The sequence below is a fragment of the Acidimicrobiales bacterium genome (genome assembly GCA_035512495.1).
Taxonomy (GTDB): domain Bacteria; phylum Actinomycetota; class Acidimicrobiia; order Acidimicrobiales; family CADCSY01; genus DATKDW01.
In genome coordinates this window covers 1-17676 of record DATKDW010000048.1, presented here as the reverse complement: position 1 = coordinate 17676, position 17676 = coordinate 1, and the positions used below count along the sequence as shown (strand labels likewise).

Here is a 17676-nt window from a genome sequence, read left to right as displayed (position 1 = left end):
GTCCTGCGGATGGGGTTCGAGGATCGCTTCCGGTTCAGTGTGCACGCTGTCATCCCAAACGCGGCGGGACGAGTTCTTCTGCTGCGCCAGACGTACGGGGATCGGAGATGGGGGCTGCCCGGGCGGGAGTGTGGAGCCGGGCGAGACGATCACCGACACCATTGCCCGTGAGTGCCGTGAAGAGATCGGCGTCGATGTCGCGCTGGGTCCGTTGACCGGCTGGTACTTCCACTCCGCTGTCGAAGCCCAGGTTGGAATCTTCCGTTGCGATGTTCCGAGTGACGTCGAGATCGTGTTGTCCGATGAGCACGACGAGTTCCGATGGGAGGCGCCGGAGGACCTGCGGGGAGTCCAAGAGGTTCGCGTCACCGCTGCCCTCAGTTACCGCGGCGAGCTTCATGCTCTGGCGTTCTGATCAGGACCGCATCGATCGTCCGGATCGCTCGTGGCACAACAGCCGCTCACCTTGCATTTGGCACGCCCCGAGCGCTGGCACCTCCGCGAGACCGACAGTGCTGAACATCTTCCGGATCGGCTTGACTTGTCCCCTGGGTGAAGCCACAGGATCATCCTTGTGGACGAGGCGCTCATCTCCATCGGACAGTTCGCCAGCCTGACGTGGCTGTCGCCCAAAGCCCTTCGCCTGTACCAGTCCCAGGGCCTCCTCGACGCTGCGGAGATCGACCCCAACTCCGGCTACCGGTACTACGCGCCTTCCCAGATTCCGATCGCAAGAAGGATCGCCTTGCTACGCCGGGCGGGCGTCTCCTTGGCAGAGATCGCCGCATTCCTGGAGAGCCCCACCAAGGATCAGATCGACCAGTGGCAGCGTGACCTCGACGCGGAGGTCGCCGAGCGCCACCAGCTTCTCGACCACGTCGCCCGCACTCTGCACTCAACGGAGGTCACACCCTTGCCAACCGACCCGTCTCAGGCACAACTGCAACGCGCCGTCCCTGTGCTTGCCTCGCTCGACATCGAGGCGACCCAACGGTTCTACGCAGACAAGTTGGGCTTCACGGCGGTCGCCCGGTACCCCGACTACGGGATCGTCGAACGTAACAACGTTCAGATCCACTTTTGGCTCACCGATGACGCCGACATCCCCAAGGCAACGTCGTGCCGAGTTGACGTCGACGGCGTCGATCAGCTCTACGAGGAGATGAATGCCTCCGGCGTTGTCCACCCGAACGGGCCACTCACAGATCAGCCCTGGGGTCTGCGCGAGTTCGCTGTCCTGGACGGGGACGGCAACATGATTAAGTTCGGGCAACGAACGGCCCCATGAGCAAAAGGGGCTCGTCCCCGGCCACCTGAGTTGAGGCGCGCCGACGTGCCGATAGTCGGAACTCCATCATCGCGGCCGTCGCTCGAGATCGACGACTTGTGTTGATGGCCGCGGCGCGCCTAGGGCCGCCCCCTCAGCCCTCGGCTGACCTCCGCCTCGACCGGTTCAGGCGGCGGCGACCAAGCAGGTGCCGTTGATGACCACACCGGACGCTCGGCCGCGGATGGCCCAGCCGACCACGTGGAGGCCGAGGGCGGCGGCGCACTCTTCAGCGGGGTAGCAGCCCCAGTGCCTCTCGGGCGCGGGCGAGGGTGGCGGCTGCCCGACCCTGCGCCCGGTCGGCGCCGGCGCCGAGGACGGCGGTCAGCCCGGCCGGGTCGTTGATGAGCTCGGCGTAGCGGGCCTGGACCGGGCGCAGGAGCTCGATGACCGCAGCGGCGGCATCGGCCTTGAGCGGCCCGTACTGGGTGTAGCCGGCGGCGAGCGCCTCTGGGTCGCCACCGGTGGAGGCGGCAAGGATCGACAGCAGGTTCGACACCCCCGGCTTGGACTCGGGGTCGTAGCGCACCTCGGTCTCGGTGTCGGTCACCGCCCGCTTGAACTTGCGCTCGATGACGGCCGGCTCGTCGAGGACCAGCACGGTGCCCTGTGGCGACGTCGCCGACTTCGACATCTTCCTCGTGGGCTCCTGAAGGTCCATGATCCGGGCGCCGGCCTTGGGGATGGCGCCCTCGGGGATGGTGAAGACCGCGCCGTGGCGGGCGTTGAAGCGGCCGGCGACGTCGCGTGCCAGCTCGATGTGCTGGCGCTGGTCGTCACCCACGGGGACGCGATCGGTGTCGTAGAGCAGGATGTCGGCGGCCATGAGGGCTGGGTAGGTGAACAACCCCGCCGAGACGAAGTCGCGGTCGTCACTCTTCTCCTTGAACTGGGTCATCCGCCGGAGCTCGCCGAAGGCGACCGTGCACTCGAGGAGCCAGGCCAGCCCCGTGTGCTCGGCCACGTGGCTCTGCACGAACAGCGTCGCCACCTCCGGGTCGATGCCCGCCGCCAGGTGGGCGGCGGCCGCCTCCAGGGTTCGGGACCGGAGCGCGACAGGGTCCTGGGGGACGGTGAGGGCATGCAGGTCCACGATGCAGAACACCGCGTCGTGCTCGTGCTGCTCGTCGACGAAGCGGCGCAGCGCCCCGAGGTAGTTCCCCAGCTGGAGGTCACCACTCGGTTGGATGCCGGAGAAGACGCGGGTCATGGGGGCGATGCTAGGGACGCCCGGGGGTCCACCAGGACCGCCTTTCGCCCTCGTACACTCGCCGGGATGTCGTACGAGGTCCAGACCCCTGTCTTCGAGGGCCCCTTCGACCTCCTCTTGCACCTGATCGTGCGGGAGCAGGTCGACCTCTACGAGATACCGCTGGCCCGCATCGTCGACGCCTACTTGGTCGAGCTGGACCGGATCAGCCAGGACACCACGACGCTCGACCTCGACGTGGCGACGGAGTTCCTGCTCATCGCCGCCACCCTGGTGGAGCTCAAGGCCCGCCGGCTGCTCCCAGGTCTCGACGACGGCGACCTCGACGAGGAGCTCGCCCTCTGGGAGGAGCGCGACCTCCTCCTGGCCCGCCTCCTCGAGTGCAAGACGTTCAAGGACGCGGCACGGGCCCTGGCGGGCCTCGCCGACGTGGCCGGTCGTTCGTTCCCCCGCCGTGCCGGCCTCGAGGAGCGCTACCACTCCCTCGCCCCCGACCTCCTGCTCGGGGTCACCCCCGCCGACCTCAAGGCCGCGTTCCTGCGCGCCGTGGCACCCAAGCCGGTCCCCACCGTCGACATCTCGCACCTCCACATCTCTGCGGCGTCGGTGGGCGACGCCGTCGCCGAGCTGATGGACGAGCTGCCCCGCACCGGGCCGATCACGTTTCGCCGGCTCACCGCCGAGCTCGTCGACCGCCTCGAGGTGGTCGTTCGCTTCCTCGCCCTCCTCGAGCTGTTCAAGCAGGGCTATGTCGACCTCGAGCAGGCCGACGCCTTCGGGGACATCACCGTGGCGTGGGTCGGCGGCGGCGAGCTCGACGGGCCGGCGATCGACCTGGCCCTGGTGGGCATCGACGTCTACGAAGGCTGAGGGTGGCCGACCCGAACGACCCGACCCGTGCCATCGAGGCGATCCTGATGGTCGCCGAGGACCCGGTGGAGCCCCACCTGCTGGCCCAGCTGCTCGAGCTGGCCCCCGCCCGCATCGAGGTGCTCTGCACGGCGCTGGCGGCCGCCTACGAGGCCGACGGCCGAGGCTTCGCCCTCGTCCGGGTGGCAGGGGGCTACCGCTTCCAGTCGGCCGAAGACCTGGCGCCCTACGTGGAGCGCTTCGTGCTCGAGGGGCAGTCGGCCCGCCTGTCGGCGGCCGCCCTCGAGACGCTTGCCATCGTCGCCTACAAACAGCCTCTGTCGCGCGCCCAGGTCGCCGCCATCCGCGGCGTCAACGTCGACGGTGTGATGCGGACCCTCCAACAGCGGGGGTACATCGAGGAGGTCGCCCGAGACCCGGGGCCGGGCCAGGCGGTGCTGTTCGGCACGACCCGGGCGTTCCTCGAGAAGCTTGGCCTGAACTCGCTCGCCGACCTCCCCGCTCTGGGCGACTTCGTCCCCGGTGCCGAGGTGATGGAGGCGCTCGAGCGCGGGCTTCGGGTGACGCCGACGGAGGCCCCGGCCGACACGGGTGGCGACGATCCGGACACCGACGGCATCGACGATCCCGACGAGTCGTGACGACCATGCCGGGTGACGACCTGCCCGGTGGCGAGCGCCTGCAGAAGATCCTGGCCCGCGTCGGGTACGGGAGCCGGCGGGTCTGCGAGGACCTGATCGCCGAGGGGCGGGTGACGGTCAACGGCGAGGCCGCCGACCTCGGCCGCCGGGTCGACGTCGAGGTCGACAAGGTGGCGGTCGACGGGGTGGCGGTCGGGGTCCAGCCGGGGCTGGTCCACTACCTGCTCAACAAGCCCCGAGGCGTGGTGACCACCGCCGACGACCCCCAGGGCCGGCCAACGGTCGTCGAGCTGGTGCCCGACGAGCCACGGGTGTTCCCCGTGGGTCGCCTCGACGTCGACACCGAAGGGTTGCTGCTGCTCACCAACGACGGCGACCTCACCCATCGCCTCACCCACCCCTCCTTCGGCGTGGAGAAGGAGTACCTGGCCGAGGTCGACGGGACCCCGAGCCGGGCCGCCCTGCGCCGCCTACGTGAGGGCGTCGAGCTCGACGACGGCGTCACCAGCCCGGCCAAGGTGGCGCTGACGCCGCCGCACCTGCTCTCGATCACCATCCACGAGGGCCGGAACCGGCAGGTCCGGCGGATGTGCGAGGCCGTCGGGCACCCGGTCCAACGGTTGGTCCGCACCCGCATCGGCCCCCTGGCCGAGCGGTCGCTGGCACCGGGCGACTGGAGGGTGCTCACGGGCGACGAGGTGCGGGCGCTGGAGGAGGCGGTGGCCCGCGGAGCGGATCCCGACGAGGAGTAGCATCGGCGCCCGATGCCCCCAGCAGTCCGAGCGCTCCGCGGCGCGACCACCGTCGACGCCGACGTCCCCGAGCAGATCGACGAGCGCGTGGTGGCGCTCCTCGAGGGGATGCTCGAACGCAACGGCGTCGTCCACGACGACATCATCAGCATCCTCTTCACCGCCACCGACGACATCCACTCGTGCTTCCCTGCCGCAGCAGCCCGCAGCATCGGGCTGGGCGACGTACCGCTGATCTGCGCCCGCGAGCTCGACATCGATGGCGGGACCCCCCACTGCATCCGGATCCTCATGCACCTCACCACCGAGCGCTCCCGCGCCGACCTGCGCCACGTCTACCTCGAAGGCGCCAAGGGCCTTCGGGACGACCTCCCGGTCTGACGTGGACGCCACAGCGAGTCGGCGTGCCCAGCTGGTGGGCACCGGTCTCATCGGCGGCTCGATCGGGCTGGCGCTGCGCCGTCGGGGGTGGCACGTGACGGGGCGCGATCGCGACGCCGACAGGGCGGGGCGTGCCCTCGAGCTCGGCGCCGTCGACGTCGTCGGCGACGACCCCGACGCCGAGCTCACCTTCGTGGCCACACCGGTCGGCTCGGTGGCCGACGAGGTCGCGCACGCCCTGAAGGGCGGGGGCGTGGTGACCGACGTGGGGAGCGTCAAGGCGTCGATCGTCGGTGCCGTCGACAACCCACGCTTCGTCGGTGGGCACCCCATGGCCGGCAGCGAGCAGGAGGGCGTCGACGGGGCTGACCCAGAGCTGTTCTCCGGTGCCGTCTGGGTCCTCACGCCGGTGTCGTCGACCGATGCCGCCGCCCACTCCCTCGTCCGGTCGGTGGTCGCCTCGCTCGGCGCCGAGGTCGTCGAGCTGGCGCCCGACCGTCACGACGCCCTCGTCGCGGTGGTCTCCCACGTGCCCCACCTCACGGCGGCCACGCTCATGAGCCTCGCCGCGGAGGGGGCCGAGGAGCACGGTGCCCTGCTGCGCCTCGCAGCCGGTGGCTTCCGCGACATGACCCGGATCGCCGCCGGCCACCCCGGCATCTGGCCCGACATCTGCACCGAGAACCGGGAGGCAATCGCCGAGGTCCTCACCCGGCTCGAGTCGGCCCTGGCGACGATGCGTGCCGTCGTGGAGGCCGGCGACCGGGACGCCCTGCTCGTCAGCCTCGAACGGGCCCGGGCTGCAAGGGTGAGCCTGCCGAGCCGGGTGACCGAGCCCGGCGCCATGGCCGAGGTCCGGGTGCCGATCCCCGACCGACCTGGCGTGCTGGCCGAGATCACCACGCTCGCCACCGAGCTCGGGGTGAACATCGCCGATGTGGAGATCGCCCACTCGAGCGAGGGCGCCACCGGTGTGCTCATCCTCGTCTGCGACGCCGACCACACCGAGCGCCTCCGTGGTGGCCTCGTGGCGCGGGGCTACCGCCCGTCGGCCCGGGGCCTGGAGTGAGCACGTCTGGCCTGGTCGTGCAGCCCTTCTCGGCACCGCCCGACGCCGAGGTGGCGGTGCCCGGCTCGAAGAGCATCACCAACCGGGCGCTGGTCGCGGCGGGCCTGGCCGAGGGGACCTCCCGGCTCTCGGGGGTGCTGCGATCGGACGACACCGACGCCATGGTCGACGCCCTGCGCACCCTGGGCATCGCCGTGCGGGCCGACGACGGCGGCACAGAGGTGTCGATCGACGGTGGCGGGGGACGGGTGCCGTCGGGGCCGGCCGACCTCGACGCCCGGCTCTCCGGGACCACCTCGCGGTTCCTCACTCCCATGGTGGCCCTCGGGTCGGGTCGATACCGGATCGACGGCGGCCCACCCATGCGGGCCCGTCCCATGACGCCGCTGGTGGAGGCGGTGCGCTCGCTCGGCGGGCGGATCGAGGAGGAGGGCGCGCCCGGCCACCTGCCCTTCACCGTGGTGGCCGACGGCCTCCGCGGCGGGGCCATCGAGGTGAGCGGCGACATCTCCAGCCAGTTCCTGTCGGCCCTGCTCCTCAGCGGCCCGGCGATGGCCGAGGGCCTCGAGGTCCGGGTCACCACTGCCCTGGTGTCCCGTCCCTACGTGGCCATGACCCTCACCACCATGGCCGACTTCGGCGTTGAGGTCGCCCAGCCCGACGACACCACGTTCCTGGTTCCCCCGGCGAGCTACCGCGGCACGGACGTGCGCATCGAGCCCGACGCCAGCGCGGCGTCGTACTTCTTCGCCGCCGCAGCCATCACCGGGGGTCGGGTGCGGGTGCCGGGCCTCGGACGGCGATCCACCCAGGGGGACCTGGCCTTCGTCGAGGTCCTCGAGCGGATGGGGGCGATCGTGCGCAGCGACGACGAGGGCACCGAGGTGGTCGGCACCGGCGCGCTTCGAGGGGTGGACGTCGATCTGACCGACCTGTCCGACACAGCCCAGACGCTGGCGGCGACGGCGGTCTTCGCCACCGGGCCCACCCGGGTGCGTGGGATCGGCTTCATCCGGCGCAAGGAGACCGACCGGATCGCCGCGGTCGTCCGGGAGCTGCGGCGCTGCGGGATCGAAGCCGAGGAGCACCCCGACGGGTTCAGCGTCCACCCGGGGACGCCGCGACCGGCCCGGATCGAGACCTACCACGACCACCGCATGGCCATGAGCTTCGCCCTCCTTGGCCTGCGGGCACCGGGGATCGAGATCCTCGACCCGGCCTGCGTCGAGAAGACCTACCCGGAGTTCTTCGCCGACCTCGACCGGCTGCGCAGCAGCGGCCCCGGCGGGCGGTAGGTTCCCGGCCATGCGCGTCGTAGCGATCGACGGACCGGCGGGGTCGGGCAAGTCCACCGTCGCCCGCCAGCTGGCCAAAGAGCTGGGGCTGGATTACCTCGACACGGGGGCGATGTACCGAGCCGTTGCGTTCGCCGCGCTGCGCCGTGGCATCGACCCGTCCGAGGCGGCGGAGGTGGCCCGGATGGTGCCCCGTCTGGAGATCGCCGTCGACACCGCCGGCGTCACCGTCGACGGGGTCGACGCCACCATCGAGATCCGTGGCCCCGAGGTGACCCGAGCGGTGAGCACGGTGGCCGCCAACCCGGATGTGCGGGCCGACTTGGTCCGCCGGCAGCGGGAGTGGGTCGAGCTGCGGGGCGGGGGCGTGGTCGAGGGTCGCGACATCGGCACGGTGGTGTTCCCCGACGCGGTCCTCAAGGCCTACCTCACCGCCCGCCTCGACATCCGGGCCGGCCGCCGGCACCAGGAGGTGACCGATCTCGCCTACGAGGCGGTCGCCGCCGACATGGCGAGGCGCGACAGCGTCGACTCAGAGCGCGAGGTGAGCCCGCTCCAGTGCGCAGACGACGCCGTGGTGATCGACACCAGCGACCGCGGCGTCGAGGACATCGTGGCCGAGCTGCTGGGGAAGCTGTGAGCGAGGTCGAGCCGGCCCGAGGGGCCGAGCTCCCCGTCCCCAAGCCCGCCGGTCCGGCGACACGGGGCCAGCGGGTGCTGTACCGGGTGGTGCGGGCCATCCTGCTGGCGATCGCCCGGGTCCTCTGGCGCCTGCGGGTAGATGGCCTCGAGCACGTGCCGCCCACCGGCTCGTTCGTGCTGGCCCCGGTCCACCGCTCCAACGTCGACTTCCTGCTGGTCCTGGCCGTGACCCGTCGCCGCATGCGGTACATGGGCAAGGCGTCGATCTGGAAGGTCAAGGCCCTCTGGCCCCTCTTCGACGCCCTCGGGGGCTTCCCCGTCCAGCGCGGCACCGCCGACCGCCAGGCGCTGCGCACCTGCATCGAGGTCATCGGTCACGGCGAGCCTCTGGTGCTCTTCCCCGAGGGTGCCCGCCAGAGCGGTCCCGACGTGAAGCCGCTCTTCGACGGCGCCACCTACGTCGCCAGCCGCACCGGGGTGCCGATCGTCCCGGTCGGCATCGGGGGTTCGGAGCGGGCGCTGCCGAAGGGCAAGAAGCTTCCTCGGCCCGTGCGCATCACCCTGGTGGTGGGGCCGCCCCTGACCGTGGAGGTCGGCGATGACGGCAAGGCGCCCCGACGGGCGGTCCGGGAGACCTCCGAGCGCCTGCGGCTCGAGCTGCAGCGGCTCTTCGACGAGGCCGAGGCCAAGGCCGGCTGAGCCCCGTGGCGCCATGCCACGCCACGCCGCCAGAAGCCCGTGTTACATGAACCTCGGCATGGCGAAGACCTCGCGCACCATTGGCTCGAAGTGCTCGAGCGGGAGGGTGTCGTAGTCGGGGTCGAACGCCGTCTGGTCCCAGTCGTCGGCGAATCGGCCGGCCAGCTCGAAGACCTCGGCGTCGAGCGTGGCGCGGTGGGTCTCGCGGGCGTCGGGGTCCTTGCCGAAGTGGGCGTAGTAGTGCTTGCCCTGGAAGTCCTGGTGGACGCGGATCATGTCGTAGACCTCGGGGCGGACGTAGGCCTTGAGGATCTCGGCGGCGATGGCCGGGTGGTTGTGGACGCTGATGGCCTTGCCGATGTCGTGGCAGAGGCTGGCCACGACCACCTCGGTGTCGGCGCCGTCGCGCTCGGCCCGTGTGGCCGTCTGCAGGCAGTGGGTCAGCTGGTCGGTGGCGAAGCCGTCGGTGATCTCGCCGAGCGACTCGAGGAGCATGAGGACCCGGTCGGCCACGCGCCCCTGGTTGGCCATCGTCTCCGTGCCGATGACGCCCCACTGCTCGGCGGTCGATTCGTCCATGCGGGTGAAGGTGTCAGCCATGTCACCAGTGTACGGCCGACGCGACCCGTCGGTCAGGAAACGGTCTCGGCGAAGCCGAGTGCGGCCAGCACCTCGCTGGCCGCCACCTCACGATCCGCCACGCTCGGCGCCGAGCGCGGCGCGCCCAGGGTGAGGGCCGCGAGGGCGCCGACGGCGGTGAGCAGGTCTCGCAGCTCGCGTGGCGGTGGGAAGTACTCCGTCTCGTCGGTGTAGGAGACCTCCCGCCAACCCTCGGCGGGGGAGAGGCGCTCGATCACCGCTGCCACGAGCTCCTCCGGAGCGGACGCCCCGGCAGTCACACCGACGGTGCCGGTGAGGTCGTCGGGGACCTCCTCCACGCCGTTGACGCGAAGGACCCTCGGGCACCCCGACGCGGCCGCCACCTTGGCCAGGGCCACCGTGTTGGACGAGTTGGCGGAGCCGATCACGACCATGGCATCGCACTCGCCGGCGATCTGTTGGAGGGCCGACTGGCGGTTCGTCGTGGCGAAGCACAGGTCGCTGCGACCGGGCATCCAGAGATCCGGGAAGCGCTGGCGGGTGGCGTCGAGCACCCCGGCCCAGTCCTGGTGGCTGAGGGTCGTCTGGGCGAGCAGCGCAACGGGGCCGCCGGGATCGGGCAGGTCGGCGACCCCGGCCTCGTCCTCGACCAGGTGGATCGACTCGGGTGCGACGGCCATGGTGCCCACGGCCTCGTCATGACCCTCGTGGCCGACGTAGACCACCGTGTAGCCCTTGCCGGCGCGGACCTTGACCTCGTGGTGGACCTTGGTGACGAGCGGGCACACGGCGTTGACCAGGTAGCCGGCCTTGGCCGACGCGGCGGTGACCACCTCGGGCGCGGACCCGTGGGCAGACAGCATCAGTGGCGCGCCGTCGGGGACCTCGTCGAGGTCGTCGACGAAGACGACCCCGAGCTCCCGGAAGCGGTCGACCACGAGGCGGTTGTGCACGATCTCGTGGTAGCAGTACACGGGCGGCTCGAAGGCGCGCACCATCCACGCCAGCGCTTTGATCGCCATCTCCACGCCCGCGCAGAAGCCCCGCGGGGAGGCGAGCAGGACCTTGTCGACAGCCACGGTCCAAGGGTACCGACACGACCGCATGGGGCTGCTTCGGGGGGAGACCCGTATCCTGGTCCGGTGTCCGCTCCCTCCGTCGTCGCCGTCGCACCCGGGTCCGCGGCCGCGCGCGCCGGCCTGGCGCCGGGCGACGAGATCGTGGCCCTCAACGGGCGCGTCCCCCGCGACGTCATCGAGTGGCAGCTGCTCACCGACGAAGCCCAGCTCGAGGTCGATGTGCGCCGAGGTGGGCTCCAGCGCAGCATCTCGGTCGACAAGGTTGCCGGCGAGCCCCTGGGCGCCGAGGTGAGCTCGGCGCTGTTCGACCAGGTCCGCACCTGCGACAACCACTGCGAGTTCTGCTTCATCTACCAGCTGCCGCCGGGGATGCGCGAGAGCCTCTACCTCAAGGACGACGACTACCGGCTGAGCTTTCTCTACGGGAACTTCACCACCCTCACCCGCTTCACCGAGGCTGACCTCGAGCGGGTCGTCACCGAAGGGCTGAGCCCGCTCAACGTCAGCATCCACGCCACCGATCCCGCGGTCCGTGCCCGGATGCTGCGCAACCGCCGGGGCGCCACCAGCCTGCGCTGGCTTCGAGCACTCCTCGACCACGGCATCGAGGTCCACGGCCAGGTGGTGGTGTGCCCGGGCGTCAACGACGGGGCGGTGCTCGAGGACACCCTGGCCGGCGTGCTCGACGAGTACCCCGAGCTCGCCTCGGTCTGCGTGGTGCCCCTCGGAGTGAGCCGCTGGTCCGACGAGCCCGCCATGCGCCCGCACACCCCCGAGGAGGCCGCCACGGTCGTCGACGTCGTCGAGGGCTGGCAGGCGACCTACCTGCGGCTGCTCGGCCGGCGGCTGGCCTTCGCCGCCGACGAGTACTACCTGCTGGCCCGGCGACCGTTCCCGGCCGACGAGGCCTACGAGGGCTTCGCCATGCACGAGGACGGCATCGGCATGGCCCGGACCTTCGAGGCCGAGTTCACGGGCCGCCAGAGCAGCCCCACCGGGCCGCAGGCCGGGTTCTTCGCCTGGGTCGATGGCGCCTCGCCCGAGGGCTACCGCGCGCCGCGAACCGTCCCCGCCCGGCCCGGATCGGTGACCCTGCGTCCCCGTCGCGATGCGCCGGTGGCGATCCTCACCGGTCCCTACGGCGCCGCCGTCCTCGAGCCGCTGGTGGCCGACCTCGGCCGCCACGACGTCCGGGTGGTCCCGGTCGCCAACGAGTTCTTCGGTGGCAACATCGGCGTGACCGGCCTCATGGTGGGCGCCGACCTGGCACGGGTGCTGGCCGGCGAGCCCGAGGGCCACCGCTACCTCCTGCCCGACGTGTGCCTGTCCCAGGGACGGTTCCTCGACGGAGCCACGCCGGCCGACCTGCCCCGACCGGTCGAGGTCGTGCCCACCGACGGCATCGCCCTGCGCCTGGCGCTGAACGGCCTCGATCCTGGTCCGCCGGGTGAGGGTGCCCTGGCTCGACCGGTGGGGTGCAGCGCATGAGCGACCACGCAGGCGACATCGACGAGACGAGTGACGACATGGCCCCCGACGCCGCGCTGATCGAGGGCCCGCCCTTCGACCCCGACCTCCTCGATCTGGCGATCGACGATCTGGCGACCGCCGACGACGGGGCGACGCCGCCCGAGATCCGCCGAGGCCTGCCCAAGGTGGCCGTGGTCGGTCGCCCGAACGTCGGCAAGTCCACGCTGATGAACCGGATCATCGGGCGGCGGGAGGCGATCGTCGAGGAGAATCCGGGTGTGACCCGCGACCGCAAGGTCGTCGAGGGTGAGTGGTGCGGTACCCGCTTCGACGTGGTCGACACCGGAGGCTGGCTGGCCAAGGGTGACGCCCTCGACGACAAGGTGAGCCGCCAGTCGGAGCTGGCGTGGGCCGACGCCGATGTGGTGCTGCTGGTGGTCGACGTCACCGTGGGCCTCACACCCGAGGACCAGCGGGTCGCCAGCATGCTCCGGGGTGGAGATGTGCCGGTGATGGTCGTCGCCAACAAGGTCGACGGCGAGACCCGTGAGCCCGACGTCTGGGAGTTCCTCAAGCTCGGCCTCGGCGACCCGTGGCCGATCAGCGCCCTCCACGGCCGCCAGACCGGCGACATGCTCGACGAGGTCGTCCGCCTCCTGCCCGAGGTGGCGGAGGAGCCCGGACCCACCACCGGTCCCCGTGCCGAGGGCACCGGCGAGCTGCCCTCCGTGCCGGCGGTCGCCATCGTCGGCAGGCCCAACGTGGGCAAGTCGACGCTGTTCAACCGCCTCATCGGCGAGGAGCGGGCGGTCGTCCACGACATGCCCGGCACCACCCGCGACAGCGTGGACACCGTGGTGGAGACCGACGAGGGCCCCATCCGCTTCGTCGACACCGCCGGCATGCGCCGCCGGTCGCGCATCGACCGGGGGACCGAGTGGTACTCCCTGGTCCGGGCCCTCCAGTCGATCGACGCCGCCGACGTGGCCGTGCTCGTCATCGATGCCAACGAGGGGATCACCCACCAGGACCAGCGGCTCGCCGAGCGCGTCGATGCCTCCGGATGCCCGGTCGTGATCCTGCTGAACAAGTGGGAGACGCTCGACGCCGAGTCCCGCCAGGACGTGCTGTGGCAGGTCTCCGAGCGGCTCCACTTCCTGTCCCAGTCGCCCGTCCTGAAGGGCAGCGCCCTCACCGGCAAAGGGGTGCACAAGCTGCTCCCCGCCCTCGCCCAGGCGGTCGAGGCCTACCACCGGCGGGTTCCCACCCGCGAGCTCAACCAGGTGATCCAGCGGGCGCAGGCGGCGCATCCGTCGCCCACGGGCCGGGTGCTCTACGCCACCCAGGGCGCCGCCGACCCGCCCACCTTCACCCTCTTCGCCAACCGGGAGCTTCCGCCCACCTACCTGCGCTACCTCGAGCGCATGATCCGCGAGCACTTCGAGTTCGGCAACACCCCCCTCAAGCTCCGGGTTCGCCGCCGATCCGACTGACGACCGCACGGTCCCGTCCCCCGACCCTGACGGGCGTCACAGAGCTGGAACCCATCCGGCGCGCTGACGTCGTGCGCCGCCGGTTACGCTCGCGACCTCCATGATCGAACGCCCGATCCTCGGGATCGTCGCCGTGGCCGCTGTGGCGGCCGCCCTCGTCTGGGGCCGATCGGCTCGTCGCCTGCTCAAGGTGGCGCGCCGCATCGATGCCTCGTCCGGCAGCCACTCCGAGGCTGCCCAGCTGGCGCGCGCCGCCTTCCTCAAGGACCTGCACGCCACGTTGGTCTACGTCGCTGCCGCGGTGGCGGCCGCCGCCGGTGCGGTGAGCTCCGAGCGCTGGGCCGACGGCATGCTCTTCCTCCTGTTCATCCCGGTGGCCCTCTCGCTGCGCTACGGCCGTGACTTCCTCCGCCATGCCCGCCTCACCGAGAGCCGAAGCCAGCTCGAGCAGCGCGCCCAGGAGGTGCTCGTCCAGGAGGCCCTCGCCCCCAAGCGGTGGGCCGCCCGGCTGGCTCCCGAGGAGGTCCCCGAGTTCCCCGGCTTCGAGCTCGGCACGCTCTACCAGGCGGGCACGGGCATGATGGCCGGCGACTTCTACGACGTCTTCCGCACCGGGCCCGGTCGCATGGCGGCGGTGATCGGCGACGTCGCAGGTCACGGCATCGAGCCCTCGATCACGGCATTCCAGGCCAAGTACCTGCTGCGGGTCTTCCTCCGCCAGTTCCGCGACCCCGCCCAGGCCTTCGAGGAGCTCAACCGCCAGATCTCGGGCATGGGGCGCGGCGAGGAGTTCATCTCCATGTGCGTCGTGGTCTTCGACACCGTTGCCGGCACGCTCCGTTACTGCTCGGCCGGTCACCCGCCCGGGTTCCTGTGGCAGCGAGGGGAGGTGCGCCCCCTCAAGGCCACCGGCCCGCTGATCTCGCTCGACCCCGAAGGCAACTTCACGAGCCGCGAGATCCCCCTCCAGAGCGGCGACCTGGTGCTGCTCTACACCGACGGCCTGGCGGAGGCGCGCAGCGGTGACCAGCTCTTCGGCGAGGAGCGCATCGCCGCCCACATCAAGCGCGACCCGGGTGTCGACCCCGACGTCCTCTGCAAGACGCTGGTGGACGCGGCCGGCGACTTCGCCACCAGCCCCATCAGCGACGACACCGCCATCCTGGCCGTCCGCCGCCTCTGATGGCCGAGGGAGGCGCAGGCGACCTCGCGGCCGCGGCCGAGCGAGCGCTGCGAGGCAACCGTGACCGCGGCGGTGCGAAGCTCGAGGCCCAGGGCAAGCTCTTCGTCCGCGACCGCCTCGACCTGCTGCTCGACGCGGGCAGCTTCGTCGAGGACGGCCTGCTGGCCAACGCCATGGCCGCCGACCTCCCGGCCGACGGGGTGGTGACCGGCGTGGGGACCATCGACGGGCGGCCCGTGTGCGTCATGGCCAACGACCCGACGGTCAAGGCGGGGTCGTGGGGGGCCCGCACGGTGGAGAAGATCGTGCGCGTCACCGAGCACGCCCTGCGCCACGAGCTCCCGGTGTGCTGGCTCATCGACTCGGCCGGGGCCCGCATCACCGACCAGGTCGAGCTGTTCCCAGGGCGCCGGGGCGCCGGGCGGATCTTCTACAACCAGGTGCGCCTGTCGGGGAAGGTCCCCCAGGTCTGCTGCCTCTTCGGGCCGTCGGCCGCCGGTGGCGCCTACATCCCGGCGTTCTGCGACCTCGTCGTCATGGTCGAGGGCAACGCCTCGATGTACCTCGGGTCGCCCCGCATGGCAGAGATGGTCATCGGGGAGCGGACCACCCTGGAGGAGATGGGCGGTGCGCGCATGCACGCCACCGTCTCGGGCTGCGGTGACCTGCTTGCCACCGACGACGCCGACGCCATCGCTCAGGCCCGCCGGTACCTCTCGTACCTGCCACGGCGCTGGCGAGAGGACCCGCCGGTCGCCGAGCCGGTCGAGCCGCTGGCCCCGCTGACCGCCGACGTCATCCCCACCGAGGAGCGCCGGGCCTACGACATCCACGAGGTGATCGACTGCCTGGTCGACGCCGGGTCGTTCTTCGAGATCAAGCCGCTCTTCGCCGCCGAGCTCGTGGTCGGCTTCGCCCGCATGGACGGCCGGTCCGTGGGCGTGGTCGCCAACAACCCGGTGCAGAAGGGCGGCGTGCTCTTCGGGGACTCGGCCGACAAGGCAGCCCGGTTCATCTGGTGCTGCGACGCCTTCAACGTCCCGCTCGTCTTCCTGGCCGACGTGCCCGGCTTCATGGTCGGGACCCAGGTCGAGCGTCAAGGCATCATCCGCCACGGGGCAAAGATGATCACCGCGGTGTCCGAGGCGACGGTCCCCAAGGTCTCGGTGATCCTGCGCAAGGCCTATGGCGCAGGGCTCTACGCCATGGCCGGGCCGGCGTTCGAACCGGAGGCCTGCCTGGCCCTGCCCACCGCCTCCATCGCCGTGATGGGGCCGGAGGCAGCGGTCAACGCGGTGTTCGCCAACAAGATCGAAGCCATCGAGGACCCCAAGGAGCGCGAGGCGTTCGTCGACGAGCAGCGTCGCCTCTACGAGGCCGACGTCGACCTCTTGCGTCTGGCGTCGGAGCTTGTCGTCGACGCCGTCGTCGACTTCGGTGACCTGCGTCGTGAGATCACCACCCGGTTGGCTCTGGCGGTGGGCAAGGACCGCTCGTTCAGCGAACGACGCCACGGCGTCCCCCCGGTCTGAGCGCGGTGACCGACCTGCCGCAGGCGATCGACATCCGGGAGGTGGGCCCCCGCGATGGCCTCCAGGCCGAGGCGCCCGTCGACAGCGCGGCGCGTGCCATCCTCGTCGATGCCCTCGTCTCCACGGGCCTGCGACGCATCGAGGTCGCCGCGTTCGTGTCCCCTCGTGCCGTGCCGTCCATGGCCGGTGCCGAGGAGGTGCTCGCTGCGGTGCGGCGGGTCCCAGGGGTCGAGATGGTCGCCCTCGTGCCCAACGTCCGCGGTGCGGTGGCGGCCAAGGAGGCCGAGGTCGATGCCCTCACCGTCACCATCTCGGCGTCGCCCACCTACAACGAGCGCAACGTCCGCATGACCGTGGAGGAGTCGGTGGCCGAGGTGCGCGCCATCAGGGACGCCGTCGGTGACCAGCTCGAGGTCGACGCGGTGGTCTCGTGCGCCTTCGGGTCGCCGTACGAGGGCGACCTGGCACCGGCCGACGTGGGCCGGCTGGGGGAGCAGCTCCTGCGGGCGGGTGCCACGTCGCTCACCTTCGCCGACACCACCGGGATGGCGACGCCCCGGCGGGTGGCCGAGCTCGTCGAGGTGGTGGGCACCGCGCCGGGGCTCCACCTGCACGAGACCAGGGGGACGGGACTCGTCAACGCCTACGCCGCCATGCAGCTCGGGGTGACCCGCTTCGACACCTCGGTCGGGGGCCTCGGCGGCTCACCGTTCGCTGCCGGGGCTGCGGGGAACCTCGCCACCGAAGATCTGGTGCACCTGTGCGACGACCTCGGCGTTTCGACGGGTGTCGACCTGGATGCCCTGCTCGAGGTCTGCGACGTGGTGGCGGACATGATCGGCCGGCCGGTCCCGAGCCGGGTCGCCGCTGCGGGGCCCCGGTCCCGCCTGGCCACCTGACGGGACCGACCGTGCCCTGGTGCGACGACTGCGACCGGTACCTCACGCCCAGCTCCCTCGAAGCCGACGGGTCGTGCCCCGCGTGTGGCCGGGCCGTCGCCGAGCACGAGGACGACCCGAGGGCGCCGTGGCACTTCAAGCTCCTCGTGGCCACGGCGGTGGCCTACCTCGCCTGGCGCGCCGTCGAGCTCCTCGTGGCCCTCACCTGACGCGGGCAGGTCGGGGACAGCCCGAGTCAGGCGCTATCGTGAGCGGCCCACGGGCTGTGGCGCAGCTTGGTTAGCGCGCCTGACTGGGGGTCAGGAGGTCGGGAGTTCAAATCTCCCCAGCCCGACGTGGAGGAGAGCCCCTGAGCAGGCACGACGCTCAGGGGCTCTTCCCGCTCGCACGCCTGAGCGGGTAGGGCACCCAGTGACGTCAACGGCCCCCGTCCATCGTCCGGCGGCGGATCCGGGCGTGGACGGGGACCGCGGCCGAGCGTAGGGCCGCCGCCGCAGCGGTGCGTGGACCCGCCCGCCGGTAGCGTCGCGACCG

Annotated in this window: 19 protein-coding genes and 1 tRNA gene; 17 read left to right on the top strand and 3 right to left on the bottom strand. The window is 71.5% G+C overall.

Features of this window, described 5'->3' with window-relative positions; translation table 11 throughout:
- A partial coding sequence (locus tag VMN58_06490) for an NUDIX hydrolase (GenBank protein ID HUF32840.1) occupies positions 1-415 on the top strand: 415 nt, incomplete at its 5' end.
- A gap of 159 nt (positions 416-574) precedes the next feature.
- Positions 575-1288 (top strand): glyoxalase superfamily protein, encoded by a 714-nt coding sequence (locus tag VMN58_06485; protein HUF32839.1) that lies wholly within the window; start codon positions 575-577, stop codon positions 1286-1288.
- A 268-nt stretch (positions 1289-1556) separates the two neighbouring features.
- Here VMN58_06485 and trpS read toward each other — a convergent pair whose 3' ends face one another.
- On the bottom strand, positions 1557-2537 hold the full coding sequence (gene trpS, locus VMN58_06480) for a tryptophan--tRNA ligase (GenBank protein HUF32838.1): 981 nt from the start codon (positions 2535-2537) through the stop codon (positions 1557-1559).
- Between the two features lie 66 nt (positions 2538-2603).
- On the opposite strand from trpS, the gene VMN58_06475 reads away from it, so the two are divergent.
- Genes VMN58_06475 through VMN58_06440 form a run of 8 tightly spaced genes read left to right on the top strand, consistent with a single transcriptional unit; the run spans position 2604 to position 8886 of the window.
- Positions 2604-3407 (top strand): segregation/condensation protein A, encoded by an 804-nt coding sequence (locus tag VMN58_06475; protein HUF32837.1) that lies wholly within the window; start codon positions 2604-2606, stop codon positions 3405-3407.
- A gap of 2 nt (positions 3408-3409) precedes the next feature.
- Positions 3410-4048, top strand: a complete 639-nt coding sequence (gene scpB, locus VMN58_06470; GenBank protein ID HUF32836.1) for an SMC-Scp complex subunit ScpB — start codon at positions 3410-3412, stop codon at positions 4046-4048.
- 5 nt (positions 4049-4053) lie between these two features.
- Positions 4054-4800: a pseudouridine synthase gene (locus VMN58_06465; protein HUF32835.1), complete on the top strand. Its 747-nt coding sequence runs from the start codon at positions 4054-4056 to the stop codon at positions 4798-4800.
- 12 nt (positions 4801-4812) lie between these two features.
- Entirely contained in the window at positions 4813-5181 is a 369-nt protein-coding gene (gene aroH / locus VMN58_06460; protein ID HUF32834.1) for a chorismate mutase, read from the top strand.
- A 1-nt stretch (position 5182) separates the two neighbouring features.
- Entirely contained in the window at positions 5183-6250 is a 1068-nt protein-coding gene (locus VMN58_06455) for a prephenate dehydrogenase (protein ID HUF32833.1), read from the top strand.
- Positions 6247-7545, top strand: a complete 1299-nt coding sequence (aroA, locus tag VMN58_06450; protein ID HUF32832.1) for a 3-phosphoshikimate 1-carboxyvinyltransferase — start codon at positions 6247-6249, stop codon at positions 7543-7545. Before VMN58_06455 ends, aroA begins: the two co-directional genes overlap by 4 nt.
- 10 nt (positions 7546-7555) lie before the next feature.
- Positions 7556-8185 carry a (d)CMP kinase gene (cmk, locus tag VMN58_06445; protein ID HUF32831.1) on the top strand — a complete coding sequence of 210 codons (630 nt, stop codon included), beginning with the start codon at positions 7556-7558 and terminating at the stop codon, positions 8183-8185.
- The gene (locus VMN58_06440; GenBank protein ID HUF32830.1) at positions 8182-8886 is read left to right on the top strand and encodes a lysophospholipid acyltransferase family protein; all 705 of its coding nucleotides are present in this window, start codon (positions 8182-8184) and stop codon (positions 8884-8886) included. The genes cmk and VMN58_06440 overlap by 4 nt, the downstream gene beginning before the upstream one ends.
- Before the next feature lie 42 nt (positions 8887-8928).
- Here VMN58_06440 and VMN58_06435 read toward each other — a convergent pair whose 3' ends face one another.
- Positions 8929-9486, bottom strand: a complete 558-nt coding sequence (locus tag VMN58_06435; GenBank protein ID HUF32829.1) for an HD domain-containing protein — start codon at positions 9484-9486, stop codon at positions 8929-8931.
- A 32-nt stretch (positions 9487-9518) separates the two neighbouring features.
- Entirely contained in the window at positions 9519-10565 is a 1047-nt protein-coding gene (gene ispH / locus VMN58_06430; protein HUF32828.1) for a 4-hydroxy-3-methylbut-2-enyl diphosphate reductase, read from the bottom strand.
- Positions 10566-10628: 63 nt separating this feature from the next.
- Here ispH and VMN58_06425 point away from each other — a divergent pair, with 63 nt between their 5' ends.
- The 7 genes from VMN58_06425 to VMN58_06395 all read left to right on the top strand — a co-directional run bounded on the left by VMN58_06425 (position 10629) and on the right by VMN58_06395 (position 17476).
- Positions 10629-12053 carry a DUF512 domain-containing protein gene (locus VMN58_06425; GenBank protein HUF32827.1) on the top strand — a complete coding sequence of 475 codons (1425 nt, stop codon included), beginning with the start codon at positions 10629-10631 and terminating at the stop codon, positions 12051-12053.
- A complete protein-coding gene (gene der / locus VMN58_06420) occupies positions 12050-13528 on the top strand; it encodes a ribosome biogenesis GTPase Der (GenBank protein HUF32826.1) in 1479 nt (492 codons plus the stop codon). The genes VMN58_06425 and der overlap by 4 nt, the downstream gene beginning before the upstream one ends.
- A gap of 100 nt (positions 13529-13628) precedes the next feature.
- Positions 13629-14711 carry a PP2C family protein-serine/threonine phosphatase gene (locus VMN58_06415; GenBank protein HUF32825.1) on the top strand — a complete coding sequence of 361 codons (1083 nt, stop codon included), beginning with the start codon at positions 13629-13631 and terminating at the stop codon, positions 14709-14711.
- Entirely contained in the window at positions 14711-16243 is a 1533-nt protein-coding gene (locus tag VMN58_06410; protein ID HUF32824.1) for an acyl-CoA carboxylase subunit beta, read from the top strand. The genes VMN58_06415 and VMN58_06410 overlap by 1 nt, the downstream gene beginning before the upstream one ends.
- A gap of 5 nt (positions 16244-16248) precedes the next feature.
- Complete coding sequence (locus VMN58_06405) at positions 16249-17142, top strand: hydroxymethylglutaryl-CoA lyase (GenBank protein HUF32823.1); 894 nt, start codon at positions 16249-16251, stop codon at positions 17140-17142.
- Between the two features lie 11 nt (positions 17143-17153).
- The gene (locus tag VMN58_06400; GenBank protein HUF32822.1) at positions 17154-17351 is read left to right on the top strand and encodes a hypothetical protein; all 198 of its coding nucleotides are present in this window, start codon (positions 17154-17156) and stop codon (positions 17349-17351) included.
- Between the two features lie 50 nt (positions 17352-17401).
- Positions 17402-17476: transfer RNA gene (locus tag VMN58_06395), tRNA-Pro, on the top strand.
- Positions 17477-17676 lie beyond the last annotated feature (200 nt).